Raw genomic sequence first — 17,969 nt, 5'->3', positions numbered from 1 at the left:
ACACGGGCGGTGTCGGCATTCGAATCATTTTCAGGCGGTTCAGGTTGCTGGACTAGCGTCCGCTTTCATGTTTTGTTCCTGCATGGAGTTCAGCAACCGCGAGATCGCCAGCTATATCTGGCTAGGGGCCATCCTTGGCTGGGCGGCAACCAAAGCGCCGGTGCGAAAGTCATTTGGCGGGCTGGCCCGCGCCTTCTGTCAGCCCGCCATTCTCGGCACCTTAGCACTCTCCGCCGGGTACATAGTCCTCATAGTCGTGGCGCTTGAGCACGTTGGCATTTGGACGTGGGGCAATCTTAAAACAACAGCCTTGTGGTCCATCTCTTTCGCTTTCGCGGCATTGCTAGATATCAATCGCGCTAGCGAGGACCGCACCTTCTTTGCGAAGGCTATTCGCGAGGCGTTGGCAATAACCGGCGCTCTAACATTTGTCGTAGAATTCTACTCATTCAGCCTGCTGGTCGAATTGGTGGCGGTGCCAATCATCACCGTCTTAGGCCTCATGAAAATTATGGCGGCATCGAATGCCGATCATAGGGCCGCTGAACGCTTCTTAAGCGGCCTTCTTACAATCATTGGCCTAGGCTATCTCGGCTACAGCTTTTATCGCACATTCCATGACGCCGAAGACTTTGCAAAGTTGAAAACGCTGCGGGAGTTTGGCATCCCAATTTTACTGACACTCGCCTTCCTGCCATTTTTGTACTTGGTCGTTCTCTACTCGGTTTACGAACGCGTCTTTACGCTGCTTCCTTGGTCTATTCCTGATGAGCATTTGCGCGCGCGCGCAAAATGGCAGTCTTTCTGCACATTCGGTTGGGACATAGGGGGCTTGCAGCGCTGGAAGCAGTCCAACGCACGCTTTGACGCTACCGATGAGGAAAGCCTGCGCCAGTCTTTCGCCGAGATAAAAATGCTTGCAAAGCGAGAAGCCAATCCACCTGCCGTACCACACGAAGACGGCTGGTCGCCTTATGCGGCGAAAGATTTTCTCGAGGATGCAGGCCTCCCAACCCGATATTATCATCGCTCATTTGAAGATGAATGGTTTGCAAGCTCGTCATATCTTGAGGTCGGCCAAGGCGGGCTGCCGAATAATCTCGCTTACTATGTGAATGGTACGGAGTTCGCAGCTACAGAATTGAAGCTAAAGCTGAATGTAAATCAGCCTAGCTCACCAGAAGAAGCAGAGGAGCGATTCATGCGGATCGGCCAAGCGCTATTGATCGCCGCTCTGGGCCAGCCGGCTGCCACAACCTTCTTTGGCAAGCTTTCCAGACTGAAGAGCTTTCAAGTCGGCGATGGACGGCAAGGCGTGTCGCTCGCCTTGGATAGATGACAGGGCGGGATCAAGGGCGGATACGGTCGGACACTTACGATCAGGAACAACCACAAGGCCGAGTAGAGCGTCCTAGGCGTGGTTAGCCCGGCCTGACGATCTGCCCGCGCGATGGTGCTTTGTCCGCCATCTGCTTGACGGCGACGCATTTTCAGTGACCTATCGCCCGCGCATGGCAAGCCCCCCGCCAGCCCAGCCCACCAGCGTCGCGAACCTGCTTGGTCCGCGCGGCCAGTTGCCGCTGATCGCCGGCTTCCTCGTGCTGCTGCTGGTCGGCATCGCCACCGTCTGGCTGGTGCTGACCAGCCGCGCACAGAATGAGTGGGTGGTTCACACCTTCGAGGTGCAGACGCGTACGACCGGGTTGTTGAACGCACTGCAGCAGGCGGAGACGGCGCAGCGCGGCTATCTGCTGGTCGGCGGCGACGTCTACCTGCAGACCTACGAGAACGGCCTTCGCGCGGCGGAAGAGAATTTTGAAGCGATCCGCGGATTGACCACCGACAACGCGGCCCAGCAGCAGCGGCTTCGCGACCTGGAGCCGCTGATCGCCGCACGCCTGGTGGACCTGAAGGAACTGGTCGCGCTCACCCGGGCCGACCGCACCTTGGACGCCGTCGCGCTGGTCCGCACCAACCGCGGCAAGGCGGCGATGGACGATATCCGCCGCCGCCTCGACGTCATCCTGACCGTCGAGGCGCGGCTGCTCGATGAGCGGTCAAAACAGGCGAGCTACGGCGCCTACGCGCTGCTCGGCGTTACGCTGCTCGGTCTGACGTTGATCCTCACCATGGCAATCCTCGCCTTTCGCTCGGTGCGCCGCTACACGACCGCGCTCGAAGTCGCCGGCGCCGAGCTGCAGCAACTCAACACCGGGCTCGAAAAGCGCGTCGCCGAGCGTACCGCCGACCTGACGGCGGCGAACGAGGAGATCCAGCGCTACGCCTATATCGTCAGCCACGATCTGCGCGCGCCGCTGGTCAACATCATGGGCTTCACCAGCGAGCTGAACGCGGTGCGCAGCGAGATTCAGACCTTCCACACCAGCGCCGTCGCCGCCAATCCGGCGCTCGACACACCGGCCGCCCGCCTCGCGGTCGAGGAAGACCTGCCCGAAGCGATCGGCTTCATCAGCGCCTCGACGTCGAAGATGGACCGGCTGATCAACGCCATCCTCAAGATTTCGCGCGCCGGCGGCCGGGTGCTGACCCCCGAACGCATCGAGATGACCGCGCTCGTCGAGAACGCCGTGCGCGCCATCCAGCACCAGTCGGCGGGCGTCGACGTCCAGGTCGCGGCGCTCCCCGAGGTGGTGAGCGACCGGCTGGCGCTCGAACAGATATTCGGCAACGTCGTCGAGAACGCCGTCAAATATCTCGACGCGTCGCGCCCCGGGCAGATCCGGGTCACCGGCGTTGATCGTGGCGCCGTCAACGAATATGCCATCGCCGACAACGGCCGCGGCATCGCGGCGGCGGATTTCGATCGGGTGTTCGACCTGTTCCGCCGTTCCGGCGCGCAGGATCGGCCCGGCGAAGGCATCGGCCTTGCGCATGTTCGCGCGCTGGTGCGCCGGCTGGGCGGAACGATTAATGTGGAGAGCGAGCTGGGCGTCGGCGCGACCTTCATCATCACGCTGCCGAAGGCGCTTACCGTCAAAGGGGGATCGGAATGAACCACAAGCCAGTGACGATCGTAATGATCGAGGACGATGCCGGCCACGCGCGCCTCATCGAAAAGAACGTGCGCCGCGCCGGCGTCTGCAACGACATCAGCCATTTCGCCGACGGCACCACCGCGCTGGCGCACCTGTTCGCCCCCGACACGCGCGCCGGCGGGCCGGTGCTGATCCTGCTCGACCTGAACCTGCCCGACATGAGCGGCGTCGACATCCTCGCCAAGATCAAGGCCGACGAGAAGCTGAAGCGCTCGCCGGTGATCGTGCTCACCACCACCGACGATCAGCGCGAGATCCAGCGCTGCTACGATCTCGGCGCCAACGTCTACATCACCAAGCCGGTCGATTATGACAATTTCGCCAATGCGATCCGCCAGCTGGGCCTGTTCCTGTCTGTGATGCAGGTGCCCGAGAACGATCTGTGACAGAGGCGCCCGCGATCTCGGCCAGCCCGCCGGGCACGCGGGTGCTCTATATCGACGACGACGCATCGCTGGGCCGGCTTGTCGAAAAGACGCTGCGCCGCCGCGACATCGACGTGACGCTGGCCGACGGCGCCGACGCCGGGCTGGCGAAGCTTGCGGAAGGCGGCTTCGACGTCGTCGCGCTCGACCATTATATGCCCGGCAAGGACGGCCTCGCGACGCTCGCGGAGATCCGCCGGCTGGCTGAGCCGCCGCCGGTCGTCTACGTCACCGGCACCGACGAGGGGCGGGTCGCCGTCGCCGCGCTGAAGGCCGGTGCCTTCGACTATGTGGTGAAGGACGTCGGCGGCTCGTTCCTCGAGCTGCTGGTCTCGGCGGTCGAGCAGGCGCGCGCCGCCGTCGACCTGCAGCGTCAGAAGGCCGCTGCCGAGCGCGAGGTCATTGAGGCGAAGGACCGCGCCGAGATGCTGCTGCGCGAGGTCAACCACCGCGTCGCCAACAGCCTCGCCCTGGTCAGCTCGCTCGTCCACCTCCAGGCCAATGCGCTGTCCGACCGGGCCGCGCGCGATGCGTTGCGCGAGACGCAGAGCCGGATCAGCGCCATCGCCGGCGTTCACCGCCGCCTCTACAATTCGGACGATATCCGCCAGGTCGAGATGGACGCTTATCTGACCAGCCTCGTCGAGGAGCTGTCGGGCGCGATGGCCGACGAGGGCCGCTGGCGGCTGCGGCTCGACGTCGAGCCGATCGCCATCGGCACCGACCGCGCCGTCTCGCTGGGCGTCATCGTCACCGAATTGGTCACCAACGCCTTCAAATATGCCTATCCGGCGGGCGAGGAGGGCGAGGTGCGCGTGAAGCTGTCGCGTGCCGACGCAGAGCAGGTCACGCTGGTCGTCGAGGACGACGGCGTCGGCTGGACCGGCAAGGGCGAGGTGAAGGGCAGCGGCCTCGGCTCGAAGATCATCAACGCGATGGCGGCAACGCTCCGCGCGCCCGTCCGCTACGATCCCGACGCCGCTGGTACCCGCGTCAGCCTGACGTTTCGCGGCTGAACGCGGCGTCTTCCACCACCGGCGGATCGCTCGCCCGGCGCCCGCCGGTCTGCCCCGGACTCTCCATTGCCCGGCGATCGCACGCGAGACCGGCATCATAGGCGACGCGCAGCGCATCCGACAGACTTTCGGCGCCCAGCCGGTCCATCATGTCGGCGCGATGCATCTCGATGGTGCGCGGGCTGAGATCGAGCTGACGCGCGATCGTTTTATTGGAGAGGCCCGCCACCAGCCCTTCGAGCACCTGCAGCTGGCGCTTGCTCAACCCCTCGACGAGCTGCCCGGCCACCGCCTGCGGCGCCCGCTGTCCCGGCGCGCGGCGCTGCGCCGCCAGCGCGGCGTCGATCGCCTCGAGCAGCTTGTCGGGCTGGTAGGGCTTCTCGATGAAGTCGACCGCGCCGGCGCGCATCGCGGCGACGCTGGTCGGAATGTCGGCGTAACCCGTGAGGATCACCACCGCGAGCGGCGAGCCGACGCGGCGCAGGATCTGCTGCACCTCGAGCCCGCCGACGCCCGGCAGCCGCACGTCGAGCAGCAGGCAGCCTTCGGTCTGCGCATGCGGCGAAGCTAGGAAGCTCTCACCGCTATCATAGGCGATCACCTCATAGCCCGCGGTGTCGAGCAGCAGCCGTGTCGCATCGCGCACACCATGATCGTCGTCGACGATGATCACCCGGCCGCGCGCCTCTTGCGGGCCCGCCTTCGACACGCGCGCGCCGGACGCCACGCCCGGCCGGATCGGCACGGGCGTGGCACCCCCGCCGCCGCGGGAGGTGGTCGGCCTCTCGCGGGGGCGGAGAGCGAGCGGCTCAAGCGGCAAGCGGCAGGGACTGGTCATCGAGCTGCAGCAGCGAATGTTTGGGACCGAAGGCGGCGCGCATGCGGGCGAGGGTCGGCGCATCGACGTCGACCGCCAGCGCCGCCACGTCGACACCGTCCATCTCGACCGGCAGGCCGAGCGGCGTGCAGTTCCACTTGGCCGAGATCAGAGTCGGCACGAACGGCATGTGGGTGATCAGCGTGTACTGGCGGATGCCCGCCATCAGCCCGAATTCGACGAGCGCGACCGCGAGCTGCCGCCACACCTGCACCTGCGTCCAGCTCCGCGCGATGTCGGGGGTGGTGCACATGCGGGTGATCTCCCACACGTCATCGGCGCGCGGCACCTCGCCCTCGACCAATTCGGGGAACACGTCGCTCAGCAGATGCGGCACCGTCGACGGCAGCAGCCGCACCGATCCCATATGCTTGCCCGTCTCCGGGTCGGCGATCACCAGATAGACCGCGTCCTCGGTGTCGAACTGGTCCATCTCGAACCGGTCCTCGACCACCGGCACGTCCCATTTCAGCCAGTCGACGAAGATGCGCTTGCGATCGACATGCATCGCTTCGACCAGCGGCTGGTAGCGGTCGCGATTGTGCCGGGTAATGACGTTGACCATCGAACTTCCCTGCGAAATGGAGCTTTCGCAGGGAGTTTTGGTCGATCGTACGCTGGCGAGATATACCCCGAAAACGGGGTAGTCGTTGCGAACAGTCGCGTCGGCGGGGCTAGTGCGCCATCGCGTCGGCGAAGCTCAGCTGGCCGTAGAACAGCGCGCGGATCATCAGTTGCGCGCGCGAGGTGACGCCGAAGCGTTCCTTGGCGTTGTCGATGTGCATGCGCACCGTTTCGGGGCTCAATCCCAGCAACTGCCCCGCCACCCAGTCGGTCTTGCCGCGCGCGACGAGGATCAGGCAGTCGAGCTGGCGCGTGGTCAGCCGCGGCAGGTCGCTGGCGGTCGGCACCGAGACGGCAGGTGAGGCGACGACGAGACCGCGCACCGCCTCAAAGGCGAAGCAGCTGACATATTGCGCCGCCGGCAGCGATGCCTTGGGCAGCGGCCGCGTGCCGCGTGTGACGAAGGAGCAGACCCCCGACGCCTCGCCGGGGATGTGCAGCGGTACCGTGAAGCCCTCGGCAAGGCCGGCGCGCTTCGCCGCCTCCATGTAGTTCTTCTGCTTGGGCGTCAGCCGCCGCAGGATCGCCGGCACATCCTCCCATTCGAACGCACGCGCGCTGCGTTCGCTGGCGACCAGCACCGGATCGTGCACGTAAAGCTGCGAATTGGCGACGGCGTCGAGCCAGTCGGCGGGGAAATTGGACAGATAGACCGGTGGGGCGTTGACGCCGGTGCGCTCGACATGGGTCAGGCCGTAATGGTCGAATCCGAATTCGCGCGCGGCATCGTCCATCAGGGTCGATATCGACCCGAGGTCCGGCGCGTCGCGCACGGCGCGCACGAACGTCTGCACGTCCGCCAGGATACTCATGATACGTCCCCGTCCCGGTTTCAGCCGCTATCTGACACCGGTTCCTCACCCTGTGTGTCACAGCTTGACCGCAAGGTCGATGCAAAGATTGCGGCGCTCATGCCGCAGGCGCAATAAAATGCCGATCAAATGAAGAGGGCGCCCCCGGCCGGGAGCGCCCTGAGTTGGTCAGGAAAAGAGAGGATTCTTACTGAGCCGGCGGCATGGCGGGGTCGACCTTCACGTCGGCCTCGTCGATCGCCTCTTCCTGGGCCTCGCCGGCCTCACGGGTGGCGTCGGCCTGCGCTTCGAGCGACTCGGCGGTCACTTCGTCACCGGCCGCGTCAGCGACATCGGCCTGCTGGTCGATCGCGTCCGCCTGGGCATCCGCCGCATCGGCGACGGCATCGCCGGCCGCGTCGTCACCCTGGCCACCGCACGCCGCGAGAACACTGAGGCTCGCGACCGCGAGCAGGGTATGAAGAGTTTTCACGTGAGATTTCCTCCCTTGCGAATTCGATCAGGCAGCGGCGTCACGCAAGAAACGACCTCCGCGCCAAAGGAGAACAACGCGCCGAACCCGAAACGGTTCAATCCGCCGCGCTGGACCCTCAATCGAACGCGACGCATAGGAAATGGATGCATCTCGTCCTCCGCCTTTTGCTGCCCCTGCTTCTGCTCGCCGGCTCGCCGGCGGCAGCGCGTGACCCCGCACGCATCTACGCCGCCTCAAGCCTGACCGAGGCGATCACCGCCATCGCCGATGCCTATGCCGCGACCGGCAAGCCGCGACCGGTGCTGGTGCTCGCCGCTTCCTCGGCGCTCGCCCGCCAGATCGAGCGTGGTGCTGCGCCCGGCGTGTTCGTCTCCGCCGACACCGAGTGGACCGACTATCTGGCCAAGCGCGGGCTGACGGTGAAGAACAGCCGTCGACTGATCGCCGGCAACCGGCTCGTCATCGTCGTGCCGCGCGATCGGGCGCGCACGGTGAAGATCGCGCCCGGCTTCGACCTGAGCGCACTCACCGGTCCCGATGGCCGCTGGACCACCGGTGACCCCGACGCGGTGCCCGTCGGTCGCTATGCCAAGGCGGCGCTGACCGGGCTCGGCGGCTGGGCGAAGGCCGAACCGCGGTTGGCGCGCGCCGAGAATGTCCGCGCGGCGCTGGCCTTCGTCGAGCGCGGCGACCTTGCCGCCGGCATCGTCTATGCGACCGATGCGAAGGCGAGCGGCAAGGTCGCGGTCGCCGCCACCTTCCCCGCCGCGACGCACCCGCCGATCGTCTATCCGGCGCTGCTGACCAAAGGCGCCGAAGCCGAGGCGCGTGCTTTCCTCACTTTCCTCAGCTCGAGGCAGGCGCGGGCCATCCTCGATGCGCAAGGCTTCCGCCGGCCATGAGCCTGACGGCGGCCGAGACGACCGCGCTGCTGCTCAGCCTCAAGGTCGGGCTGGTCGCGATGCTGCTGACGCTGCCCGTCGCCTATGCGCTCGCCTGGCTGCTCGCGCGCCGCCGCTTTCCCGGGCGCATCCTGCTCGATGCTGTCGTCCACCTGCCGCTGGTGCTGCCGCCCGTCGTCATCGGCTATCTGCTGCTCATCGCCTTCGGGCGGGACGGGCCGCTGAGCTTTCTTGGCGAGGCGGTGATGTTTCGCTGGACCGGCGCTGCGGTGGCCGCCGCGCTGATGGCACTGCCGCTGATGGTGCGCGCAATGCGCCTCGCCATCGAGGGCGTCGACCGGCGGCTGGTCGGCGCCGCACGCAGCCTCGGCGCCTCGCCGTGGCGCGCCTTCGCCACCGTCACCCTGCCGCTGTCGCTGCCCGGCGTCCTCGCCGGCGCAGTGCTCGGTTTCGCCAAGGCAATGGGCGAATTCGGCGCCACCATCACCTTCGTCTCCAGTATCCCCGGCGAGACGCAGACCTTGCCGCTCGCCATTTACGGCCTTCTCCAAGTGCCCGGCAGCGAGTCGCAGGTGGTGCGCCTCGCCATCCTGTCGATCATCCTGTCGCTGGGCGCATTGCTCGTCTCCGAAGCGCTGGTCCGCCGCGCCACCCGCCATCGGATCGCCGATGCGCTTTGAGATCGCGGTCAGCAAGCGCATCGGCGAGCTGGCGCTCGATGTCGCCATCCGCACCGACGCGCCGATCGCCGCGCTGTTCGCACCATCGGGCAGCGGCAAGACCAGCCTGCTCAACATGGTCGCCGGGCTACTGCGCCCCGACGCCGGCCGCATCGTCATCGCCAGCGAAACGCTGTTCGATTCGGCCCCCGGCATCGACCTGCCGCCCGACAAACGGCGAGTCGGCTATGTGTTTCAAGACAGGCGGTTATTTCCGCACCTGAGCGTGCGCGCCAACCTGCGCTACGGCCGCGCCGATGCCGATCTCGCCCCCGTGCTCGACCTGCTCGGCATCGCGCATCTGCTCGACCGCTGGCCCGCGACCCTGTCGGGCGGCGAGGCGCAGCGCGTCGCGATCGGCCGCGCGCTGCTCGCCGATCCGCGCGTGCTGCTGTTCGACGAGCCGCTGTCGCACCTCGACCGTCCCCGCCGCGACGAGATCCTCGGCCTGATCCGGCGGCTGCGCGACGAGACCGGCCTGCCGATGCTCTACGTCACCCATGACGCCGCCGAGATCGACGCGCTCGGCGCCGAACGCTTCGATCTTTAGCCCGGCACCCGCGTCCAACTCGCGAGCCGCGTCGCCAGCCCCGGCCAGCGCGCCACCGCCGCCACCAGCGCCGGCTGCAGCAACCCCGGCCTTCCGAGCCGGTACAGCGCCTGCGCCAGGGTCACCTGCCGCGCGAATTCGGCGTGCCGCGCCGCGTGATAGGCGCGCGCGCCCTCACCCCGCAGGATCGCCTGCGCCGCGGCGCGGCCGCCGTGCATCGCCATCGCCATGCCGTCGCCGGCGAAGGACGGAATGACGGCGCACTGGTCACCGACACGATAGAAACGATCGTCGTCGTTCCGGTGAGGCCGATATCGATAGCCATAGGGGATGCCCGAGATGGTCAGCGGCCGTTCCAGCAGCTCGGTCGCTCCCGCCAGCCGCTCGGCGAGATGGCGGCAGCCATCCGTCAGCATCGCCAGCAAAGGCGGCCAGCTTCCAACGCGGGCGAAGCGCCGCTGCTCGACCAACAGGCAGAGATTGGCCTTGCCGCCGTCGACGAGCTGCAGCCCGGCATAGCCGCCGTCGAACAGCATGACTTCGATATGCCCGGCCAGCGCCGCCCTCTGATCCTCGGCGAGGCGGAAGTAGCTTTTGAAGCCGATCAGATCGGTGACCGTTCCACGTGAAACACGCTTGGCGCCGCGCACATCGTGCTTGCCGCTCGCCAGCACGAGCGTTTCCGCCGCCACTTCGCCGGCATCGGTGGCGAGCTGCCGGCCGCCGATCTCGCGCACCATGACGCCACGCTCGACCGTCGCGCCCGCCGCCGCAACGCGCACCAGCAGCGCTTCGTCCATCGCCCGGCGGGTCAGCCCATAGGCGCGGAACGGCAGCGGCGCTTCCGCCACCTGCGCGTCATGCACCAGTCGCAGCCGCTCGATCGCCGGCGCGCCGAACGACGCCGGGTCGAGCCCGATCTCGGCGAGGTGCGCCTGCGCCTCGACGCTGAGGAATTCCCCACAGATGCGGTCGCGCGGTTCGGTTTCGCGTTCCAGCACGCGCACTTCGCGCCCGGCGCGGGCGAGGTGCCAGGCGGCGGTCGCGCCAGCCGGCCCGCCACCGACCACAACGACGCTCACCGCAGCCGGCCCACGCAGAGCCGGAACGGCACATGCCAGCGCAGCTCGATCGTCGCCCGGTCGAGCCCCGCGCCGGCAATCAGCCGCTCCCAATCGTCGCGGCGAAAGGCGCGCGCCACCGACAGCGGCCCGTCATGGCGCACAAAGGGGTGCCAGCGCATCACGCTGCTGAGCGCGCGGAAGCCGTGATAGGCGATGGCGTGGCGGTGCAGATCGTTGACGAACCAGCCCTTTGCCGCCGTCGCCTCCATCCAGCGCAGGAAGGCGATAAGCTGGTCGTCGTCCAAATGATGCGCGACCAGCGAGCTGATCACGAAGTCCACTGGCCGGTCGAACGCCACTTCGAACACATCGCCGGTGCGATAGTCGATCGCCATCTCCGCCGGCGTCGCCTCCCGCGCCGAGGTTTCGCTCCACGGGCTGAGGTCGACGCCGATCAGTTCGGGCACCAGCCCGCGCCGTGTCGCCCAGCGGTGGATATGGCGCAGCATGTCGCCCTGCCCGTAGCCGACGTCGACCAGGGTGAAACGCCGCGCGCGCGGCCAGTCGCGCGTCGCCTGCGCCAGCCAGCGCAAGGTAGGCGGCCGCGCGAGGGTCCAGCCGTTCACCGCGGCGAGATCGATCAGGCACGCGGCAAACGTCGCCTCGTCGACCGCCGGATCGTCCATCCATTCGGCGGCGAAGCTGCGCGTGCGCAGGTCGGGCAATCGCTAGCTCGCGCGTTCGAAGCGGAAGGTTTCGGCGGCGAGCCCGGGCCCGAACGCCATGCCGAGCCCCTTACCGCCCTCGCCGGCCCGGATGATTCGATCGAGCACGAACATCAGGGTCGCCGAACTCATGTTGCCGAAGTCGCGCAGCACGCCGCGCGACCAGCGCAGCGTGTCCTTGCTCAGCTCGAACCCCTGTTCGACCGCGTCGAGGATGGTGCGCCCACCGGCATGGACGGCGAAAGTGTCGTACTCGTCGGCCCGCCGGCCGCGCAGGATGCCGCCGGCGTCGTTGCGTTGCAGCTCGCCCTTCAGCGCATTCCCGATCCGCTGCGGCACCTCACCCGACAGATGCATGTCGAAGCCGCTGTCCCCGATCCGCCAGGTGATCGCCTCGGCGCTCTCCTCGATGGTTACCGGCTTGAAGTCGATCAGCGCCAGGCCTTCGGCCTCGGCGGTGACCAGCGCCGCCGAGGCGCCGTCGCCGAACAGCAGCATCGACAGCAGCTTCTCGAGCTCGGGCGTTTGCTGGAAATGCAGGGTGCACAGCTCGAGATTGACGACGAGCACGCGCGCCGCGGGGTCGGAGCGGACGAAATGATGCGCCAGCCGCAGCGAGTTGACCGCGGCATAGCAGCCCATGAAGCCAACGACGGTGCGCTCGACCGACGGATCGAGCCCGGCTTTGTTGACGATCATCTGGTCGAGCCCCGGCGCGATGAAGCCGGTGCAGGAGGCGACGACGATATGGGTGATCGCGGCGCGGTCGAACTCGCCGAGCGCGTCGATCGCCTCGCAGGCCAGTTGCGGCGCGAACCGCTCGTAGCGCGCCATGCGCGGCGCGGTGCCGGGGAAGCGGCCGACGCGGTAGAAGCCCTCGGTATCGCCGCCGACGTCGGGGTCGGGCGCGAAATGCGAATAGCGGTGGTCGATCTCGGCGCGGCTGACCATGCGCTTGAACAGGATCTGCTCGCGCCGCTCGGGAATGAAGCTCTCGACGAGCCCGACGAAGGCTTGGTGGATATCGTGCGGGGGTACCGCGGTGCCGATGCGGTTGAGGTGGGCGGTCGCGACCAAGGCGCTGCTCCTTGCCGGAAGGGGACGGCGCGACGGATGCTGCGCTTATCCTCCCAACAAAGCAAACGCGCGAAAGTTTGCTCGCCAAGCGCAGGCCGCGCCGAATTCAGCTAAGTAAATGCCCGCTCTAGAAGCGGAACGAGGTGCCGACGTAGACCGACGGGTCCTCGCGCTCGTTGGTCAGGCGCGGATCGAGCGGGGTGATCAGCTGATAGCGCATGCCGCCCTGCAGCGAGAGGCGCGGGGTCAGCGCATAAGCGCCGCCCAGCTCGACCGCGTAGCGCTTGTCGAGCGGCAAAATGTCGCCGGCGAGGTGCGACGGCAGCTCGCCCGAGGCCTGCAGGCTCGCCTTCCAGCGGCTGCCGCGATAGCTGAGGCCGAGATCGACGCCCTCACGCTCGCCGCCGAGCAGGCCATTTTCCTGGCGACTGTAGCCGCCCGAAAGCGAGAAGCCTTCGTAGCCGACCGCAACACCGAGATTGTAGCCGGTCGGGGTCAGGCCATCGATCGAGGCAACCGCGGTGCGCGTCGCCGGGGTCATCACCCGCGACGTCAGGCCGAGCGTCAGCGCCTTGCGGTCGGTCGACTTGCCCGACGGGGTGAAGCGGAACGAGCGCTCGACCGTCTGGCTGCGAATCGCCGCGCTGCGTGCCGGATCGACGAGCGACGGGGTGAAGGAACCGAGCGAGCCGGCGCGCAGGCGCTCGGCGGCGGTCGCCTCGGCAACCACCTTCACCTTGGCCTTTTTCGCCTTGGGAACCGACACGGCGCTGGCGTTGGTCTTGGCCGGCGTCGGGTTGGCAAACGCCGTCGCCGGCGCTGAAATCAGCGCCGCCGCTACGAGCCATCCTGTCGCGAGCTTGCCCGCCACGCCTAGTCCTTCAATCCTTGCCCCAGTGCCCTACTAGCACCACGCCTTATAACGACACTTGGGACTCAGCCTATAGCTATACGCAGGTACATTCGACAGACCCCCGTAATGAGTCGCCAACGAAGCATAGCCGGAATCGATGCACCTGTTGCCGGAAGCGCACATGAATCCGGCCTTTGCGCTGTGCGGCGGCGCCGCCTATAACGCCGTCGAGCCTTTTTCCGGAGAGTGAACACGTGACGAAGACGGTCCGCATCATCGCCGTGGCAGCCGCCGCCTGCCTCGTCGCCGCCTGTGGCGGCGGTAAGGAGCGCGCCCGCGCCGACGTGGCCGCCTCGCGCGTCGCCCAGATCGGCGTCAACGCCTATTTGTGGCGCGCCGCGCTCGAGACGCTGGCCTTCATGCCGATGGCGCAGACGGATTCGAACGGCGGCGTTATCGTCACCGACTGGTACGCCAACCCGCAGGCGCCCAACGAGCGCGTCAAAGTGAGCGTGTTCATCCTCGACCAGGATCTGCGTGCCGACGCCATCCGCGTTTCGGCGGTTCGCCAGGAGAACCGTGGCGGCACCTGGCTCGACGTGGCGGTTCGCGCCGGCACCGTGCAGAAGCTCGAGGAAACCATCCTCGCCAAGGCCCGGGACCTCCGCCGCGCCGCCATCGAGGGGTAACCCTCTTGAATTCAAGGTTTAATCCGAAAGCGGCCGACGGTCGCTGGCAGCGGCTGTGGGAAGAGCGCGGCACCTTCCGCGCCGATGATTCGTCGCCGAAGCCCAAGGCCTATGTGCTTGAGATGTTTCCCTATCCATCGGGGCGTATCCACATGGGCCATGTGCGCAACTACACGATGGGCGACGTGCTCGCCCGCGCCCGCCGCGCGCAGGGGTTCGAGGTGCTGCACCCGATGGGCTGGGACGCCTTCGGCATGCCCGCCGAGAATGCCGCCTTCGAGAAGAAGACCCACCCCGGCGATTGGACCTGGGCGAACATCGCCTCGATGCGCGACCAGCTGAAGGGCATCGGCTTCGCGATCGACTGGTCGCGCGAGCTGGCGACCTGCGACCCTGCCTATTATGGCCATGAGCAGGCGCTGTTCCTCGATTTCTACGAGGCGGGCCTCGTCTATCGCAAGGAAAGCTCGGTTAACTGGGACCCGGTCGACATGACCGTGCTCGCCAACGAGCAGGTGATCGACGGCCGCGGCTGGCGCTCGGGCGCGCTGGTCGAGCGCCGCAAGCTCAGCCAGTGGTTCCTGAAGATCACCGCCTTCGCCGAGGATCTGCTCGACGGGCTGAAGACGCTCGACTCCTGGCCGGAGAAGGTCCGGACGATGCAGGAGAACTGGATCGGCAAGAGCCAGGGCCTGCGCTTCAGCTTCGCGCCGAACGCGCCCTTCGCCGCGGCGATCGAGGTCTATTCGACGCGGCCCGACACCATCTTCGGCGCCAGCTTCGTCGCGATCGCCGCCGATCACCCGATCGCGCAATCGATCGCCGCCGCCTCGCCCGAGGCCGCCGCTTTCATCGAGCGCTGCAAGCTCGGCGGCACCACTGCGGCCGAGCTCGACACCACCGAGAAGCTCGGCTTCGACACCGGCTTCACCGTCGCGCATCCGCTCGATACCGGCCTGGCACTGCCCGTCTACATCGCCAACTTCGTGCTGATGGACTATGGCACCGGCGCCGTGATGGGCGTGCCGGCACATGACCAGCGCGACCTTGATTTCTCGCGCAAATACGACCTGTCGGTGCGGCGCGTCGTCGCCAGCGGCGACGAGGTCGATCCGGTCTTCGCCGGCAATGAGGCCTATACCGGCCCGGGCCGCGTCGTGAATTCCGACTTCCTCGACGGGCTTGATGTCGAAGGCGCCAAGTCGGAGGTGATCCGCCGCGCCGAGGCCGGCGGCTGGGGCCAGGGTACCACCGTCTATCGCCTGCGCGATTGGGGCGTGTCGCGCCAGCGTTACTGGGGCACGCCGATCCCGGTGATCCATTGCGAGAGCTGCGGCCCGGTGGGCGTGCCGAAGAGCCAGCTCCCCGTCGTGCTGCCGCAGGACGTCACCTTCGACATACCCGGCAACCCGCTCGACCGCCATCCGACCTGGAAGCATGTCGATTGCCCGTCGTGCGGCAAGCCGGCGGTGCGCGAGACCGACACGCTCGACACCTTCGCCGATTCGTCCTGGTATTTCATCCGCTTCGCCTCGCAGCCGCAGGACAGGCCGTTCGACAAGGCGGTCGCGGAAAGCTGGATGCCGGTCGGGCAGTATATCGGCGGCGTCGAGCATGCGATTTTGCACCTGCTCTATGCGCGCTTCTGGACGCGCGCGCTGCAGCGCGTCGGCCAGCTCGACATCGCCGAGCCGTTTGCCAGCTTGTTCACGCAGGGCATGGTCACGCACGAGACCTATAAAGACGCCGACGGTGTGTGGATCGAGCCCGCCGCCGTTCAGCGCAGGGGCGAGAGCGTCGTCGAGATCGCGTCCGGCCGCCCGGTCACCGTTGGCCGCACCGAGAAGATGTCGAAGTCGAAGAAGAACGTCATCGACCCGACCCCGATCCTCGACCAGTACGGCGCCGACGCGGTGCGCTGGTTCATGCTATCCGACTCGCCGCCCGAGCGCGATCTGGCTTGGTCCGAAGCGGGCATCGAGGGCGCGTGGCGCTTCGTCCAGCGCGTCTGGCGCCTCGTCGATGGCGCGCAAGGTGACAACAGCGGCGGTGAAGACCTCGCGCTGCGCCGTTCGCTGCACAAGACCATCGCCGGCGTCACCGCCGACATCGATGCGCTTCACTTCAACAAGGCGGTCGCGCGCCTCTACGAGCTGACCACCGCGATCGAGAAGGCCGCGCCATCGGCCGACCGCCGCGAGGCGGTGGTGGCGCTGGTCAAGCTGGTCGCGCCGATGGTGCCGCACCTCGCCGAGGAAGCCTGGGCGCACCTCGGGCAGGACGGCCTCGTCGCCACCGCCGACTGGCCGAAGGCCGATCCGGCGCTGCTCGTCGAGGACAGCGTCACCGTCGCCATCCAGATCAACGGCAAGCTGCGCGATACCATCGAGCTGCCCAAGGGCCTCGCCAGCGACGCCGTCGAGGCGCAAGTGCTGGCGCTCGACAAGATCGTGCGCGCGCTCGAAGGCAAGGCGCCGAGAAAGGTGATCGTGGTGCCCGACCGCCTAGTGAACCTCGTCGCATGATCACGCGAAGCGCCCTCTTGCTGCTGACCCTGCTGCTCGCCGGCTGCGGGCTTCAGCCGGTCTATCAGGGCGGCGCCAACAGCGCGGCGGCGCAGGCGATGGCGAGCATCGAAGTCGCGCCGATCCCCGATCGCGCCGGCTTCCTGATGCGCAGCGCGCTGCAGGATCGGCTCGGCGGCAAGGTGTCGAACGCGCGCTACCGTCTCGAAGTCGAGCTCGATGACGATATCGAAGGCTTCGGTATCCGCGGCGACGATTCGATCACGCGGGAGCGCCGTACCCTGCGCGCGCGCTATCGCCTGGTCAGCGCAGACGGTACCCGCACCTTGCTTGACGCCACCGCGCGCAGCGACGCGGGTATCGATGTGGTGCGCTCGTCCGATTTCTCGGTGATCGCCGCCGAGAACAGCGCGCTCGAGCGGCTGGCGCTCGATCTTGCCGAGCAGATCGGCACCCGTCTCGCGCTGCTCGCGCGCACCACGCCCGAGCTTCAGGCCGCGCAGCCGACGCCATGAAGAGCCTGCGCGCCGACAAGGGCTATGCCCCGGAGCGCATCGGCCCCGACATTCGCGTCACCCTGTTCCACGGCGCCGACGAGGCGGCTTCCGCTGATCTCGCCTGGAAACTCGCCAAACATTATGGCGGTGAGATCATTTTACTGTCGCCCGCGACGTTGAAAGAAGATCCCGGCCGTCTGCCCGACGAGGCGGCCGCGGTGTCGATGTTCGGCGACAAGCGCGTCATCCGGGTGGACGGCGCCGGTGACGAGAGCGTCGAGGCGATCTCGCTGCTGCTCGGCGCCACTGCCGCGGGCAATCCGGCGGTGATCGTCGCGGGGAACCTGCGCAAGGGCTCGAAGCTGCTGGCGCTGATCGAAGATGCGCCCAACGCCGCCGGCGTGATCAGCTACGAAGCCGATGCGCGTGATGCCGGCCGCAATCTCGAGGAAGTCGCCGGCGAGATGGGGCTGCAGCTGATGCGCGAGGTGGCGCCGCGCCTCGCCGCCGCCTGCAACAACGACCGCCGGCTGATCCGTCGCGAGCTGGAGAAGCTGGCGCTCTACGTCGACGCAACGCCCGAGGCGCCGCAGCGTCTGACCGTCGAGCATCTCGCCGAGGTCGGCGCCGCCGTCGACGATGCCGAGTTCGGCCCGCTCGTCGACGCCGTCGCCGGCGGCCGGGCAGCGATGGCGGACCAGCAGCTCACCAAGCTCACCGCGCAGGGCGTCGCCGGCATTGCGCAACTGCGCGCAGTGGCGCGGCGGCTGTGGCTGCTCGCCGATCTGCGCACCACCGTCGACAATGGGATGTCCCCCCAGGCGGCGGTCGACGGCGCGCGGCCCCCGGTATTCTGGAAGGAAAAGGAGCGCGTCACCACGCAGCTTCAGCGCTGGCGCGAGCCGATGCTGCGCAATGCGCTCGAACGGCTGTTCGCCACCGAGCGCGACATCAAGAAGAGCGGCACCGCCGGCGACGTGCTCGCCTCGCAGGCGCTGCTGGCGATCGCCGCGATGGGCAATCGTTAGAGCGGGATGACGCTACACGGAAGCATACCCTGAGTTGGCGAGATAGTTGGCGCAC

General features: G+C 67.4%; 19 protein-coding genes. 11 read left to right on the top strand and 8 right to left on the bottom strand.

What is annotated here, in order from left to right; all coding sequences use genetic code 11:
• Positions 1–82: 82 nt before the first annotated feature.
• From ACFOMD_RS18215 to ACFOMD_RS18200, 4 genes are all read left to right on the top strand, one after another.
• Entirely contained in the window at positions 83–1,339 is a 1,257-nt protein-coding gene (locus tag ACFOMD_RS18215) for a hypothetical protein (protein WP_380864209.1), read from the top strand.
• Positions 1,340–1,511: 172 nt separating this feature from the next.
• Positions 1,512–3,014 (top strand): sensor histidine kinase, encoded by a 1,503-nt coding sequence (locus tag ACFOMD_RS18210; protein WP_380864206.1) that lies wholly within the window; start codon positions 1,512–1,514, stop codon positions 3,012–3,014.
• Positions 3,011–3,442 carry a response regulator gene (locus tag ACFOMD_RS18205; protein ID WP_380864203.1) on the top strand — a complete coding sequence of 144 codons (432 nt, stop codon included), beginning with the start codon at positions 3,011–3,013 and terminating at the stop codon, positions 3,440–3,442. The genes ACFOMD_RS18210 and ACFOMD_RS18205 overlap by 4 nt, the downstream gene beginning before the upstream one ends.
• The gene (locus ACFOMD_RS18200; protein WP_380864200.1) at positions 3,439–4,497 is read left to right on the top strand and encodes a sensor histidine kinase; all 1,059 of its coding nucleotides are present in this window, start codon (positions 3,439–3,441) and stop codon (positions 4,495–4,497) included. The genes ACFOMD_RS18205 and ACFOMD_RS18200 overlap by 4 nt, the downstream gene beginning before the upstream one ends.
• Here ACFOMD_RS18200 and ACFOMD_RS18195 read toward each other — a convergent pair.
• The 4 genes from ACFOMD_RS18195 to ACFOMD_RS18180 form a co-directional block, all read right to left on the bottom strand.
• A complete protein-coding gene (locus ACFOMD_RS18195; protein WP_380864198.1) occupies positions 4,475–5,242 on the bottom strand; it encodes a response regulator transcription factor in 768 nt (255 codons plus the stop codon). The two genes, ACFOMD_RS18200 and ACFOMD_RS18195, sit on opposite strands and share 23 nt — an antisense overlap.
• 64 nt (positions 5,243–5,306) lie before the next feature.
• Entirely contained in the window at positions 5,307–5,939 is a 633-nt protein-coding gene (locus ACFOMD_RS18190; RefSeq protein ID WP_380864195.1) for an acyl-homoserine-lactone synthase, read from the bottom strand.
• A 109-nt stretch (positions 5,940–6,048) separates the two neighbouring features.
• Positions 6,049–6,810: a LuxR family transcriptional regulator gene (locus tag ACFOMD_RS18185; protein ID WP_380864192.1), complete on the bottom strand. Its 762-nt coding sequence runs from the start codon at positions 6,808–6,810 to the stop codon at positions 6,049–6,051.
• 187 nt (positions 6,811–6,997) lie between these two features.
• Positions 6,998–7,282 (bottom strand): hypothetical protein, encoded by a 285-nt coding sequence (locus ACFOMD_RS18180; RefSeq protein WP_380864190.1) that lies wholly within the window; start codon positions 7,280–7,282, stop codon positions 6,998–7,000.
• 167 nt (positions 7,283–7,449) lie between these two features.
• Here ACFOMD_RS18180 and modA point away from each other — a divergent pair, with 167 nt between their 5' ends.
• From modA to ACFOMD_RS18165, 3 genes are read left to right on the top strand one after another with little or no spacing between them, the layout of a single operon-like run.
• Positions 7,450–8,187 (top strand): molybdate ABC transporter substrate-binding protein, encoded by a 738-nt coding sequence (modA, locus tag ACFOMD_RS18175; RefSeq protein WP_380864188.1) that lies wholly within the window; start codon positions 7,450–7,452, stop codon positions 8,185–8,187.
• Entirely contained in the window at positions 8,184–8,867 is a 684-nt protein-coding gene (gene modB, locus ACFOMD_RS18170; RefSeq protein ID WP_380864185.1) for a molybdate ABC transporter permease subunit, read from the top strand. The genes modA and modB overlap by 4 nt, the downstream gene beginning before the upstream one ends.
• The gene (locus tag ACFOMD_RS18165; RefSeq protein ID WP_380864183.1) at positions 8,857–9,456 is read left to right on the top strand and encodes an ATP-binding cassette domain-containing protein; all 600 of its coding nucleotides are present in this window, start codon (positions 8,857–8,859) and stop codon (positions 9,454–9,456) included. Before modB ends, ACFOMD_RS18165 begins: the two co-directional genes overlap by 11 nt.
• Here ACFOMD_RS18165 and ACFOMD_RS18160 read toward each other — a convergent pair.
• From ACFOMD_RS18160 to ACFOMD_RS18145, 4 genes are all read right to left on the bottom strand, one after another.
• A complete protein-coding gene (locus tag ACFOMD_RS18160) occupies positions 9,453–10,538 on the bottom strand; it encodes an NAD(P)/FAD-dependent oxidoreductase (protein ID WP_380864180.1) in 1,086 nt (361 codons plus the stop codon). The genes ACFOMD_RS18165 and ACFOMD_RS18160 overlap by 4 nt on opposite strands.
• A complete protein-coding gene (locus ACFOMD_RS18155) occupies positions 10,535–11,245 on the bottom strand; it encodes a methyltransferase domain-containing protein (protein ID WP_380864177.1) in 711 nt (236 codons plus the stop codon). The genes ACFOMD_RS18160 and ACFOMD_RS18155 overlap by 4 nt, the downstream gene beginning before the upstream one ends.
• A 3-nt stretch (positions 11,246–11,248) precedes the next feature.
• A complete protein-coding gene (locus tag ACFOMD_RS18150) occupies positions 11,249–12,322 on the bottom strand; it encodes a type III polyketide synthase (RefSeq protein WP_380864174.1) in 1,074 nt (357 codons plus the stop codon).
• 127 nt (positions 12,323–12,449) lie between these two features.
• Positions 12,450–13,193: a hypothetical protein gene (locus ACFOMD_RS18145; RefSeq protein WP_380864171.1), complete on the bottom strand. Its 744-nt coding sequence runs from the start codon at positions 13,191–13,193 to the stop codon at positions 12,450–12,452.
• A 236-nt stretch (positions 13,194–13,429) separates the two neighbouring features.
• Between ACFOMD_RS18145 and ACFOMD_RS18140 the strand changes: the two genes are divergently transcribed.
• The 4 genes from ACFOMD_RS18140 to holA are packed head-to-tail and all read left to right on the top strand — an operon-like array spanning position 13,430 to position 17,914.
• Positions 13,430–13,864 carry a DUF3576 domain-containing protein gene (locus tag ACFOMD_RS18140; RefSeq protein WP_380864168.1) on the top strand — a complete coding sequence of 145 codons (435 nt, stop codon included), beginning with the start codon at positions 13,430–13,432 and terminating at the stop codon, positions 13,862–13,864.
• Between the two features lie 5 nt (positions 13,865–13,869).
• Entirely contained in the window at positions 13,870–16,389 is a 2,520-nt protein-coding gene (gene leuS, locus ACFOMD_RS18135; protein WP_380864165.1) for a leucine--tRNA ligase, read from the top strand.
• Positions 16,386–16,904 carry an LPS assembly lipoprotein LptE gene (gene lptE, locus ACFOMD_RS18130; protein ID WP_380864162.1) on the top strand — a complete coding sequence of 173 codons (519 nt, stop codon included), beginning with the start codon at positions 16,386–16,388 and terminating at the stop codon, positions 16,902–16,904. Before leuS ends, lptE begins: the two co-directional genes overlap by 4 nt.
• Entirely contained in the window at positions 16,901–17,914 is a 1,014-nt protein-coding gene (holA, locus tag ACFOMD_RS18125) for a DNA polymerase III subunit delta (RefSeq protein ID WP_380864160.1), read from the top strand. Before lptE ends, holA begins: the two co-directional genes overlap by 4 nt.
• Positions 17,915–17,969 lie beyond the last annotated feature (55 nt).

The organism is Sphingoaurantiacus capsulatus, assembly GCF_042648405.1.
Taxonomy (GTDB): domain Bacteria; phylum Pseudomonadota; class Alphaproteobacteria; order Sphingomonadales; family Sphingomonadaceae; genus Sphingoaurantiacus; species Sphingoaurantiacus capsulatus.
This window is presented reverse-complemented; position numbering and strand designations above follow the sequence as displayed.

What these genes read in the sequence shown, in the direction of transcription:
- ACFOMD_RS18215 (WP_380864209.1), top strand. Translation starts at nt 83, where the DNA reads ATGGAGTTCAGCAACCGCGAGATCGCCAGCTATATCTGGCTAGGGGCC.
- ACFOMD_RS18210 (WP_380864206.1), top strand. Translation starts at nt 1,512, where the DNA reads ATGGCAAGCCCCCCGCCAGCCCAGCCCACCAGCGTCGCGAACCTGCTT.
- ACFOMD_RS18205 (WP_380864203.1), top strand. Translation starts at nt 3,011, where the DNA reads ATGAACCACAAGCCAGTGACGATCGTAATGATCGAGGACGATGCCGGC.
- ACFOMD_RS18190 (WP_380864195.1), bottom strand. Translation starts at nt 5,939, where the DNA reads ATGGTCAACGTCATTACCCGGCACAATCGCGACCGCTACCAGCCGCTG.
- ACFOMD_RS18185 (WP_380864192.1), bottom strand. Translation starts at nt 6,810, where the DNA reads ATGAGTATCCTGGCGGACGTGCAGACGTTCGTGCGCGCCGTGCGCGAC.
- modB (WP_380864185.1), top strand. Translation starts at nt 8,184, where the DNA reads ATGAGCCTGACGGCGGCCGAGACGACCGCGCTGCTGCTCAGCCTCAAG.
- ACFOMD_RS18165 (WP_380864183.1), top strand. Translation starts at nt 8,857, where the DNA reads ATGCGCTTTGAGATCGCGGTCAGCAAGCGCATCGGCGAGCTGGCGCTC.
- lptE (WP_380864162.1), top strand. Translation starts at nt 16,386, where the DNA reads ATGATCACGCGAAGCGCCCTCTTGCTGCTGACCCTGCTGCTCGCCGGC.
- holA (WP_380864160.1), top strand. Translation starts at nt 16,901, where the DNA reads ATGAAGAGCCTGCGCGCCGACAAGGGCTATGCCCCGGAGCGCATCGGC.